Source organism: Romboutsia sp. 1001285H_161024_C4, assembly GCF_015550185.1.
GTDB classification, from domain to species: Bacteria; Bacillota; Clostridia; order Peptostreptococcales; family Peptostreptococcaceae; genus Romboutsia_C; species Romboutsia_C hominis.
In genome coordinates, this window is the sequence record NZ_JADNAJ010000001.1 from 570,418 (window position 1) to 582,190 (window position 11,773).

9 protein-coding genes and 1 riboswitch are annotated in these 11,773 nt (G+C 26.9%); of the genes, 8 read left to right on the forward strand and 1 reads right to left on the reverse strand.

Annotated elements, in window-relative coordinates; all coding sequences use genetic code 11:
* Positions 1–311: 311 nt before the first annotated feature.
* A complete protein-coding gene (locus I1959_RS02975) occupies positions 312–770 on the reverse strand; it encodes a hypothetical protein (protein WP_092926353.1) in 459 nt (152 codons plus the stop codon).
* A 126-nt stretch (positions 771–896) separates the two neighbouring features.
* On the opposite strand from I1959_RS02975, the gene I1959_RS02980 reads away from it, so the two are divergent.
* The 8 genes from I1959_RS02980 (at position 897) to I1959_RS03015 (ending at position 11,768) form a co-directional block, all read left to right on the forward strand.
* A complete protein-coding gene (locus tag I1959_RS02980) occupies positions 897–1,859 on the forward strand; it encodes a GIY-YIG nuclease family protein (RefSeq protein ID WP_195237059.1) in 963 nt (320 codons plus the stop codon).
* Positions 1,860–1,996: 137 nt separating this feature from the next.
* Positions 1,997–2,097: riboswitch (purine riboswitch) on the forward strand.
* A gap of 78 nt (positions 2,098–2,175) precedes the next feature.
* Entirely contained in the window at positions 2,176–3,504 is a 1,329-nt protein-coding gene (locus I1959_RS02985; protein WP_195237060.1) for an NCS2 family permease, read from the forward strand.
* A 182-nt stretch (positions 3,505–3,686) separates the two neighbouring features.
* Positions 3,687–4,394 (forward strand): metal-dependent hydrolase, encoded by a 708-nt coding sequence (locus I1959_RS02990; RefSeq protein ID WP_195237061.1) that lies wholly within the window; start codon positions 3,687–3,689, stop codon positions 4,392–4,394.
* 143 nt (positions 4,395–4,537) lie between these two features.
* The gene (locus I1959_RS15620; protein WP_195237062.1) at positions 4,538–7,762 is read left to right on the forward strand and encodes an SNF2 helicase associated domain-containing protein; all 3,225 of its coding nucleotides are present in this window, start codon (positions 4,538–4,540) and stop codon (positions 7,760–7,762) included.
* Between the two features lie 135 nt (positions 7,763–7,897).
* Positions 7,898–8,902 carry a PocR ligand-binding domain-containing protein gene (locus I1959_RS03000; RefSeq protein ID WP_195237063.1) on the forward strand — a complete coding sequence of 335 codons (1,005 nt, stop codon included), beginning with the start codon at positions 7,898–7,900 and terminating at the stop codon, positions 8,900–8,902.
* 181 nt (positions 8,903–9,083) lie between these two features.
* Positions 9,084–10,748, forward strand: a complete 1,665-nt coding sequence (locus tag I1959_RS03005) for a propanediol/glycerol family dehydratase large subunit (RefSeq protein WP_166505226.1) — start codon at positions 9,084–9,086, stop codon at positions 10,746–10,748.
* Positions 10,749–10,761: 13 nt separating this feature from the next.
* Positions 10,762–11,325 (forward strand): propanediol/glycerol family dehydratase medium subunit, encoded by a 564-nt coding sequence (locus I1959_RS03010; protein WP_092926344.1) that lies wholly within the window; start codon positions 10,762–10,764, stop codon positions 11,323–11,325.
* Between the two features lie 20 nt (positions 11,326–11,345).
* Positions 11,346–11,768 (forward strand): diol dehydratase small subunit, encoded by a 423-nt coding sequence (locus I1959_RS03015; RefSeq protein WP_195237064.1) that lies wholly within the window; start codon positions 11,346–11,348, stop codon positions 11,766–11,768.
* Positions 11,769–11,773: the final 5 nt, after the last annotated feature.

The following is an 11,773-nucleotide window of genomic DNA, read 5'->3' on the forward strand; positions in this document are numbered from 1 at the left end:
ATAACATATAAAGATAAGTAAGAGCTACCTCATCAGAAACATTTTTAACTTCACACTTATTATAAATAGGTTCTAAAATCTGTGGGATTTTATCTAACTAATTTATCATAGTCTTTGTGAAATGGATAATTATATACTGTAAAATGAATTAGCATATGCTATATTTGATTTAGTAGATGAAGGTAAAAAGCTACTATATGAAAAGCATAATTCAGATGAATATAATATTGATGTAAATTGTGGTGAAGTAAGAGGTGTTATACCATACATGATGAAATATTAAAAAATAAGGAGGAACGAATCGTTCCTCCTTATTTTTTATCTTCTATTACACCTATTATATCTGTTCCTACCAATGAATCCCCTCTAAAACGTTCTTCAATTAATAACTTCACCTTATCTCCAACTTTTAAATTATTCTTTTCTAAGCTTTTATATAAATCAGACTTTTCGATTGGCTCCTCTTTATAAACTCTTTCCCTACCTTCACTATCAGTATATTCAATTTCTAAGTCCCATTCTTCATAATCGTATATTTTTTTCTTTTCCTTTACTTTTTTCGTTGTTCCATCTTCTTGTTTAACCTTTTTAGTAACTTCTTTTGTTTCCCATTTACCCTCTTCAAATTCCATTTCAGTAATAATACCTGTTGTTTCAAAGTTTTTAGAAGTAGATTTTACAAAAAATATAGAATATATGAAGTACACAGGAATAGCTATAATTACTATAGCTACAGCAATAATTATTAATGTATAAATTTTTTTCCCCATAATATATCCTTCCTTTAAACAATAATATATAATAGTCTAACAAAATAAGACATTTAAATCAATAAATCATTAAACTATCTACATTTTTATTGTATAATCATAAAAAATAAGCTATTGGAGGATATTATGAATTTAAAAGAAAAAATAAATAGCTTTCCAAAAACACCAGGTATATATCTTATGAAAGATAAAAATAACAATATAATATATGTAGGAAAATCAAAAAAGCTTCAAGATAGAATAAAAAGCTACTTTGCAAATTCTAAAAATCACTCAAGAAAGATACAAAGAATGGTAAAGGGAATACATGATATAGAAATAATAAAGACAGATACAGAACTAGATGCACTATTACTAGAATGTGAGTATATAAAGAAAATAAAGCCAATGTACAATACTCTAATGAAAAACCATGAAAATTACTCATATATAAAAATAGATACAAATAAAGACTACCCATACCTTGAAGTAGCTAAAGAAATAGATGATAATAGCATATACTTTGGTCCATATACAAAGTTAAGTAACCTAGAGAAAATAAAAGAAATACTAAACGAAAACTATAAACTAAGAAGATGCAAAAAAATGAATAAGTGTATAAACTATGACTTAAATAAATGTATAGGACCTTGTAGAGATAAAATATCTAAAGATGAATATGATAAAATAATAAAATTAGTAATAAGTGATTTAAAAGGCGAGAGTTATAATATACTTAGTATACTAAAAGATAATATGAATAAAGAAATAGAGAGTCTTAACTTTGAAAAAGCATCTAAGATAAAAGACGATATGGATAAGATAAAAAGCTTAATTAATAAGCAAAAAGTAATAAATAGTAGTATAGACAAAAATATAAAAATTGCATTAAATGAAGTTAGTGAGGACACTTATAAAATATATATTATCTATAGAGGAAAAATAATAAAGTCAGAGATAGTTAAAAAAGATGTAATTGATAAAATTGACAAAGAAAAATATATAAAAGAGAATGTAGATGAAAAAAACTATATAAATGATGATATTAATGAGTGTGTAGATAAGTATGATTTAGATTTTATGAATATAATTTATAATTACATAAAATAGTTCGGATTTTAATTTAATTTTTGAAAAATAATATAAAATTATATATTAAAATATGAAAATATAACTAAAATTTTATTAAAAATACAAACTTTTAAATAAAAATATTGATAAAAATTCAGTAATGATGTATAATTAATTCAAAATATAGATATATTATTCGTATAATATGGTGATATGGTCCATATGTTTCTACGAACTCGCCGTAAATGAGTTTGCTATGAATAGCTACACATACTTATAGACTAGATTTGTAAGATATATGTTCTATTCAATTAGAATATATATCTTTTTTTAAATTAAAATCTAGGAGGAAAGTATGATAGCACAAAAACAACAAAGTAAGGCATCTTTATCTTTTTTGGATAAAATATTTAAATACACTGAACGTGGATCAAATGCAAAAACTGAAGTAATAGGTGGAGTTACAACATTTTTAACTATGGCCTACATAGTATTTGTAAATCCTGCAATATTATCTGATGCAGGGATGGATAAATCAGCACTTATAACTGTAACAATACTTGCTACTGCTATTGGAACATTAATATTTGCATTTTTAGGTAATGCACCTTTTGCACTTGCACCAGGTATGGGGCTTAATGCATTTTTCACATATTCACTTGTTATTGGAGAAGGGGTTCACTGGACACAAGCTCTAGGAGTTGTATTTATATCTGGAACGATATTTTTAATTTTAGCAATAACTGGAGTTAGAAAATATATTGCAGATGCAATACCAAAAGAACTTAGCATAGCATCAGCTGCAGGTATTGGATTGTTTTTATCATTTGTAGGACTTAAAGGTATGGGAGTAATAGTTGGTAATCCTGATACATTAGTTGCTTTAGCTGATTTTACACCAACAGTTTTAATAGCTTTATTTGGAATTGTTTTAATGGGAATATTTGAAGTTAAAAAAGTTAAAGGTGGAATTTTAATAAGTATTATTGTAACAACTGTTTTATCTATAGTATTAGGATATGTAGAACTTCCTACATCTATAATTTCAGCTCCTCCAAGTATAGCGCCAGTTGCTTTTAAGCTTGATATATTAGGAGCACTTAAGTTTTCATTAATAGGACCAATATTTTCATTTATGTTTATAGATATGTTTGATTCTTTAGCATTTTTAATAAGTTGTTGTAAGCAAATGGGACTTGAAGATAAAGATGGTAACATAAAAGGATTATCAAGAATGTTATATGCAGATGTTACTTCTACTTTAATAGGCTCTATGCTTGGAACAAGTACTGTTACTACATTTGGAGAATCAGCAGCAGGAATAGCAGCTGGTGCTAGAACAGGTCTTGCATCAGTAGTTACAGCTTCACTATTTTTAGTAACATTACTATTTACACCACTTTTAGGTGTAGTACCATCTTATGCTGCATCTCCAGCACTTGTAATGGTAGGAGTATTTATGTTTTCAAGTATTAGACAAGTTGACTTTAATGATAGTAAGATTGCTGTTAGTGCATTTGTAACAGTTTTATTAATGCCACTTACTTATAGTATTAGTATAGGATTATGTTTTGGATTTATTTCATACATTATAATGCATGTTGTTTCTAAGGAAACTGAAAAGATTAGCTTAACTCTTTGGATAATAGGAGCATTATCTGTATTAAATTTAATGCTTAGTTAATATAATTAAATAAAATTAAAAGAGCTTCTTAAAATTTTAAATATTTTAAGAAGCTCTTTTATTATATAATAATTATTTGACTAAAGTATATTGTAATGTGTATATTATATAAGTATTAAAATTACAATTAATAGCTTTAGGATAAGCTAAAAAAAGATAGTATATAGACTAGGAGAAACATAATGAATGGAACAACACATAAGTGTGGTGGAGTAGCACTAGCAACTCTTACAGTGGTAGCACTAGGGGGATTTAAAAATATATCAATAGAACAAGGTGTAATGTTAGTTACAGGAGCATCTTTTGGAGCATTACTACCAGATATAGACCATAAAGGTAGTGAGGTAGGTAAAAAACTAAAGCCAATATCTAAATTTGTAGCAAAGCATACAGAACACAGAGGATTTACACATACCTTAGTAGCAGCACTTATAGTAGCTATACTTTCCCTTGGTGGCATATATATACTTAAAAATTTCTATACTAAAGACATAACATCAAGAGTAGCAATAGGAATAATTAGTGGATTTTTAATATGGATAGCATTAGATACAGCACTAAACTCAATGAGACCTAAATTTGTACATAACAAAAAAATAAAAAAGTTATTAGATTTAGAATATCCATCTTTAATAGTGTTAATAGCTTTATGTACAATATTTTCTAATATGATTTATAATAGTTTAGACATATTTGCTTGGGGAGTAACTGTTGGATATATTAGTCATCTTCTTTTAGATATGCTAAACCCAACAGGTGTACCAATACTTTACCCATACAGCAAACATAGAATAAGTGTGGCAAATATTAAAACTGGTAAGCACGAAGGGATAGTAAGTGCAATTTGTAATATTATAACAATATTTTGTTTAATTATATTGTTTACTTAAAGTTTAATATAATATATAGATTGTTATTTAAAAATATATAAAAGGTCTATGCCTAATTTATTGGGGTAGACCTTTTATATCGTATTAAAGAATACAATGTATGATATAATACAAAATAGTAAAAGGTAGTTAGGGGTGAATTCGTGATACTAGATAAAATAAATTCAAATGCAAAAAAAATAACTAATATAACTAGATGGAGTAGAGGACAAGAATACTATGAAATAGGAAATGTATACAACCTAAATATATTTATAGAAGGTAAATATATATGCATACATTCAATAGTAGAAGGATCTAAGGCATATATAGACTATAAAAATGAATTAGCTTTAAATCTAGAAAACTTAGCCCTTGAAGATACCTCTTGCACATGTGATGATTATATTAAAAATAAAAAGTCTAATAGTCATCCATATATGTGTAAACACTTAGTAGCAACATTTTTAGAAGCTATTTATGATATAAAACAATCAAAAGAAGAGTTTCCACTTGAAACTTTACATGAAAATATAAAAAGTATAGAAACAATAGATATAATAGAAAAGAAAACTCCACAAGATATGATACTTGAAAGTATAGAGACTGAAGAAAAAATAAATCTAGAGGTATTAATAGATACATCTACAAATCAACAATATGCAAAAGTTGAATTTAAGATAGGAAAAAACAAGATGTATGTTTTAAAAAGCCTAAGCGATTTTACCGAAGCTAGAAAATTTGGAAGTAGCATAACTTATGGAAAAGACTTTAAATATGAGCCTAAAAAACATACTTTTTCATCACAAGATGAGGCAATAGCTTCATATATAGATGAAATGGTAACTATAAACGGACAATTTAAAGTATTACAAAAAGATAAAGATCAAATAGAATTAGTAGAGGGAAAAATTTTAAATATAATTGGAGATTCTTTAAAAAGATTTTTAACTACTTTAGGGAATAAAAGAATTAAGATAAAAATAGATGACATAATATATGAACCTAATATACTTTATAAAGACTTACCAATATCTTTTAATATAGAAGATAAAAATGATAAATTAGTTATAAGTAGTGACGAAAATATGCCAATTCCTTTAAATGAAAAGGCAGATGTATTTTTCTACAATGGAGATATATACCTACCTTCAATAAATCAATATAGTTCATATAAACACTTTTATAAGCATTTAAAAGAAGATAATAGTATAAAATTTGATAAATCAAAAGCACAAGAAGTTATAACTAAAGTAATACCAAAGTTAGAACAAGCTAGTTTAAATGTATCAATTGATGAAAACATAAGTAAAAAGATAAGGAAAGACTTAAATACTAAGATTTACTTAGATAGAAAAAAAGATTTAATAATTCTTGATTTAAAATTTATATATGGTAATGAAAAAGAAAATAAAGATTACTATATAATAAGAGATGTTAACAAAGAAAATAATATAAAAGAAATTTTAAATAATTTAAAATTTGAAGAAGAAACTGATAATAAGTTTGTATTTGTAGGAAGTGAACTTGATTTATATATATTATTAAGTGATAAAATAAGAGAACTAAAAGAAATTGGTGAAGTTTATTATTCTGATAAGTTTAAATATAATATAATAAATCCAAATATAAATGCAAGTATAAATGAAAATAACGATAGAAAGTACTTAGAAATTAACTTTAATATTGAAAATGTCGATGAAAAAGAGTATAAAAAAATATTAAAAGCCTTTAAGGAAAAGAAGAGATTTTACAAGCTTAAAAATGATACTATAATAGATTTAAAAGATGATAAAGCACAAGAATTTTTTAAACTATTAGATACGTTAGTTGGTGATTTAAGTAAAGATATAAGTAGTAGTAAGTTAAAGATAAATAATAACAAAGCTATATATTTAAATGAACTTTTAAAAAATGATGAATTAGAATTTATAAGCGGTAAAGAATATTTAAAATCAATATCAGATAAAATAAATACTATTGATAGCATAGATATTAAAGTACCTAAAAATCTAAATGCAACATTAAGAGATTACCAAATAGATGGGTATAAGTGGCTTAACACTTTAAATCATTATGAATTTGGTGGTATACTTGCTGATGAAATGGGGCTTGGTAAAACTATACAGACAATATCTTTTTTACTTTCAAAGGAAAATAAAAAAAGTCTAATAATAACTCCAACTTCCCTAGTGCATAACTGGAAGGATGAAATAGAAAACTTTGCTCCAAGTATGAAAGTACTAATTATGCATGGAGATAAAAATCAAAGAATTAAATTATTTAAGGAAATTAGTGAAGTAGATGTAGTACTTACTACATATTCAACTCTTAGAAATGATTTTGAGTATTATGAAAAAATGTATTTTGATTATTTAGTAATAGATGAAGCTCAAAATATAAAAAATCCATTTGCTAAAAACACAGAATGTGTTAAAAATATAAATGCAGGGGTTAAATTTGCTTTAACTGGAACACCTATTGAAAATAATTTAATAGAACTTTGGTCTATATTTGATTTTTTAATGCCAGGATATTTATTCAATAGAAGGTCTTTTGAAGAAAAATTTATAAAAGGTAATAATAAAAATATAGATGAACTTAAGAAAATGATAAATCCATTTATATTAAGAAGACTTAAAAAAGATGTTTTAGAAGAATTGCCAGAAAAAATTGAGAAGAAGTTCTTCGTTGAAATGAACAAACCTCAGAAAAAAGCATACACAGCACTTGTAAATGACATAAACAAAAAAAGGGAAAATGAAGAGTTCAAACAAGATAAAATAACTATATTTTCATATTTAACAAAGCTTAGACAGCTTTGTCTAGACCCATCTATACTAATAGAAGACTATAGTGGTGGAAGTTCTAAAATTGATGTTTGTTTAGAATTAATAAAAGAAAATATAAATGAAGGACATAAGATATTACTATTTTCTCAGTTTACATCAGTACTTAAAAATCTAGGAGATAGATTAGATAAAGAGAATATAAATTATTCTTATTTAGATGGTTCAACTAGTGCAAACAAGAGAATAAACCTTGTTAATGAATTTAATGAAGGTGATAAAAATAAGGTATTTTTAATATCCCTAAAAGCAGGAGGAACAGGTCTTAACTTAACAAGTGCAGATATTGTTATACATTTTGACCCTTGGTGGAATCCAGCTATTGAAGACCAAGCAACTGATAGAGCACATAGATTTGGTCAAAAAAATGTTGTAGAAGTCATAAAGCTTATAGCTAAAGGAACTATTGAGGAAAAGATTATAAAGCTTCAAGATGATAAAAAAGATTTAATTGAAAATATTATAAGTGGTGATATGAATAACTCTTCATTATTATCTAGTTTATGTGAAGAGGATATTAATGAACTATTTAGTTTATAGATAATACATTAAAGGAGGAACGAATTGTTCCTCCTTATTTAGTATGCTTAGTATTAAGGTATTGAAAAAGTTTGCACATAACAATATAATAAAGACATAAAAAGAGTCTATAAAATGTAAAAAGGATGTGTCACATTGAACAATACATTATCATTAGAAAAAATAATAAACATAGAATCATTCCAAAAAATACAAGATGATATAGCACAAGCTACAGGAATAGCTATAATAATGGTTAATTACGAGGGAAAGGCAATAACAAATCATAGTAATTGTACTAAATTTTGTTCTATGATTAGAAAAATAGATAGATATTCAGCCATTTGTGAAAAATGTGATTCAAGAGGTGGACTAGAATCTGTAAGAATGAAAAATTCATATATATATATATGCCATAAAGGTTTAGTAGACTTTGCTGCACCAATAATAGTTAAAGATCAATACTTAGGTGCTGTTATGGCTGGTCAAGTTCTACTTGAAGATAATGAAAATATCGAATTAGAAGAAATTGTACGGGTAAATAAAGACTTTGATAATTTAGGTGAAGATTTAAAAAAAGAGCTAGAAAAAGAATATAAAAACTTACCTGTTGTTAGTATTACGAAGATAAAAGCCATAGCACAAATGATGTTTCATATTAGTAACTATATAGTGGAAGAAGCAATTCTTAAAATGTCATTAAATGAAGCTAGTCATAAATTAAAAGAAGAAAATAAGAAAAACCAATTAGAAGAAGTGAATATAGAAATAGAAGAAGAAAATATAGATAAAAATGTTAATTTAAAGATTAACGAAGAAAATGAAATTAAGTCACCTATAATACAAGCTATTGAATATATTGATAATAATATAAATGAAAATATAACTTTGGATAAGATATCACTTGTTTGCAATTTAAGCCAATGTTACTTTAGTAAGTTATTTAAAAAAGAAACTGGATTAAATTTTATAAACTACTTAAATTCTAAAAAAATATCTAAAGCAAAAGAATTACTAGTAAGTACAGATGAGCCAATTAATAACATAGCAATAAATCTTGGATTTGAAGATTGTGGTTATTTTATAAGAGTATTTAAAAAGTCAGAAAACATTACCCCAAAAAAATATAGAGATTTACATATTAAAAATAGTTCTATTTAAATATAGGACTATTTTTTTATTTAAAAATACATAAAAGACAAAATAATCTTATTTAAATACGTATAAATTGATAAAAAAATCACATATAAAGGCAAAATATTGTAATGGAATAAATATAAAAATAAGTTAAAATTATAACAAGTGAAACCGAGAAAACGATTTAACTAAGGGAGATGAGAATATGAAGTCAAAAAGATTTGAAGTTTTAGCTAAGCGCCCAGTAAATCAAGATGGTCTTATTGGAGAGTGGGCAGATGAAGGATTAATAGCAATGGGTAGCCCAAATGATCCAAAGCCTTCTATAAAGATAGAAAATGGTAAGGTAGTTGAGTTAGATAGTAAAAAAAGAGAAGATTTTGATATGATAGATAGATTTATAGCAGACTACGCTATAAATTTAGAAAAAGCAGAAGAATACATGAATTTAGATTCAGTTGAAATAGCTAAAAAATTAGTAGATATAAATGTTTCAAGAGAGGAAATAGTTGATATAAGTACAGCTATAACACCTGCTAAGATTGTTGAAGTTGTATCTCATATGAATGTTGTTGAGATGATGATGGCACTTCAAAAGACTAGAGCAAGAAAAACTCCGTCAAATCAATGCCATGTAACTAACCTAAAAGACAATCCAGTTCAAATAGCAGCAGATGCAGCAGAAGCAGCAAAAAGAGGATTTTCAGAACAAGAAACTACTGTTGCAATAGTTAGATATGCACCTTTTAATGCATTAGCTATACTTGTAGGTTCTCAAGTTGGCCGTGGAGGGATATTAACTCAATGTTCTGTTGAAGAAGCTACAGAACTTGACTTAGGAATGAGAGGTCTTACAAGTTATGCTGAAACAGTTTCAGTATATGGAACAGAGTCAGTATTTACAGATGGAGATGATACACCTTGGTCAAAAGCATTTTTAGCATCTGCTTATGCTTCAAGAGGATTAAAAATGAGATATACATCAGGTACAGGATCAGAAGCATTAATGGGATATGCAGAAGGTAAATCAATGCTTTATTTAGAAGCAAGATGTATATATATAACTAAAGGTGCTGGAGTTCAAGGACTTCAAAATGGAGCTGTTAGTTGTATAGGTATGACAGGAGCTGTTCCATCAGGAATAAGAGCTGTACTTGCAGAAAATCTAATTGCATCTATGTTAGATATAGAAGTAGCATCTGCAAATGATCAAACATTCTCACATTCTGATATAAGAAGAACTGCGAGAACTTTAATGCAAATGCTTCCAGGAACGGACTTTATATTCTCAGGATATAGTGCAGTTCCAAACTATGATAATATGTTCGCTGGATCAAACTTTGATGCAGAAGATTTTGATGATTATAATATACTTCAAAGAGATTTAATGGTAGATGGTGGACTTAGACCAGTAAGTGAAGAGGAAATAATAGCTATTAGAAATAAAGCAGCAAAAGCTATACAAGCAGTATTTAAGGAATTAGGATTCCCTGATGTAACTGATGAAGAGGTAGAAGCTGCAACTTATGCACATGGAAGTAAAGATATGCCAGAAAGAAACATAGTTGAAGATTTAAAAGCAGCAGAAGAAATGTTAAAAAATAAAATAACTGGACTTGATATAGTTAAAGCATTAAGTAAACATGGATTTGATGATGTTGCAAATAATGTATTAAACATGCTTAAGCAAAGAGTTACAGGTGATTATTTACAAACATCAGCTATATTAGATGAAAACTTTGATGTTATAAGTGCCGTTAATGACATTAATGACTATAAAGGTCCTGGAACTGGATATAGATTAAGTGAAGAAAGATGGAATGAAATAAAGAATATACCTAATGTAATAAAACCAGAAGATATAGATTAAGGAGTTGATATAGATGGATAAGTTTATAATGCCAACTCTTCAAATAGAAGAAATGGGAGAAGCTAGTGTTGGAACAAGATCAGATGAAGTAGTTATAGGGATAGGACCTGCATTTTTAAAATATCAAACTAAAACTATAGTTAATATAAAACATGATGAAGTATTAAGAGAACTTATAGCAGGTATAGAAGAAGAGGGATTACATGCTCGTGTTGTTAGAATACTAAGAACCTCTGATGTCTCATTTATGGCAAATGATGCTGCTAAATTAAGTGGTTCAGGAATTGGTATAGGTATTCAATCAAAAGGAACAACAGTTATACATCAAAAGGATTTACTTCCACTAAACAATGTAGAACTTTTTCCACAAGCACCTCTTTTAGATTTAGATACTTTTAGAGCAATAGGAAAAAATGCAGCAAAATACGCAAAGGGAGAATCGCCAAATCCAGTACCAACTAAAAATGATCAAATGGCTAGACCTAAGTTTATGGCAATAGCTGCATTACTTCATATAAAAGAAACGAAACATATTATAGAAAATAAAAAACCAAATGAGATAAAAGTTAAATTCTAATTATAGAAAGGAGAAATTTCATGCAAAAAAATAGAATAACACCTAAGGATTATCCTTTAGCAACTAAGATACCAAATCTTATAAAGACTCCAACAGGTAAAAAACTAGAAGATATAACATTAGAAAGTGTTATGTCACAAGATATAAAGCCTGAAGATATAAGAATATCTAAAGAAACTTTAGAAATGCAAGCTCAAATAGCTGAAGGAATGAATAGAAATGCAATAGCAAGAAATTTTAGAAGAGCAGGTGAACTTATAAGTGTTCCTGATGAAAGAATATTAGAAATATATAATGCATTAAGACCTTTTAGATCTACAAAAGAAGAATTACTTGAAATAGCTGATGAACTTGAAAACATTTATGACGCTAAAGTAAATGCAGACTTTATAAGAGAAGCGGCAGAGGTTTATGAAGTTAGAAAAAAACTAAGAATAGAATAATAAAT

Coding starts and splice junctions, on each gene's coding strand:
- I1959_RS02975 (WP_092926353.1), bottom strand. CDS start 770: ATGGGGAAAAAAATTTATACATTAATAATTATTGCTGTAGCTATAGTA.
- I1959_RS02985 (WP_195237060.1), top strand. CDS start 2,176: ATGATAGCACAAAAACAACAAAGTAAGGCATCTTTATCTTTTTTGGAT.
- I1959_RS03010 (WP_092926344.1), top strand. CDS start 10,762: ATGGATAAGTTTATAATGCCAACTCTTCAAATAGAAGAAATGGGAGAA.
- I1959_RS02990 (WP_195237061.1), top strand. CDS start 3,687: ATGAATGGAACAACACATAAGTGTGGTGGAGTAGCACTAGCAACTCTT.
- I1959_RS03015 (WP_195237064.1), top strand. CDS start 11,346: ATGCAAAAAAATAGAATAACACCTAAGGATTATCCTTTAGCAACTAAG.
- I1959_RS02980 (WP_195237059.1), top strand. CDS start 897: ATGAATTTAAAAGAAAAAATAAATAGCTTTCCAAAAACACCAGGTATA.
- I1959_RS03005 (WP_166505226.1), top strand. CDS start 9,084: ATGAAGTCAAAAAGATTTGAAGTTTTAGCTAAGCGCCCAGTAAATCAA.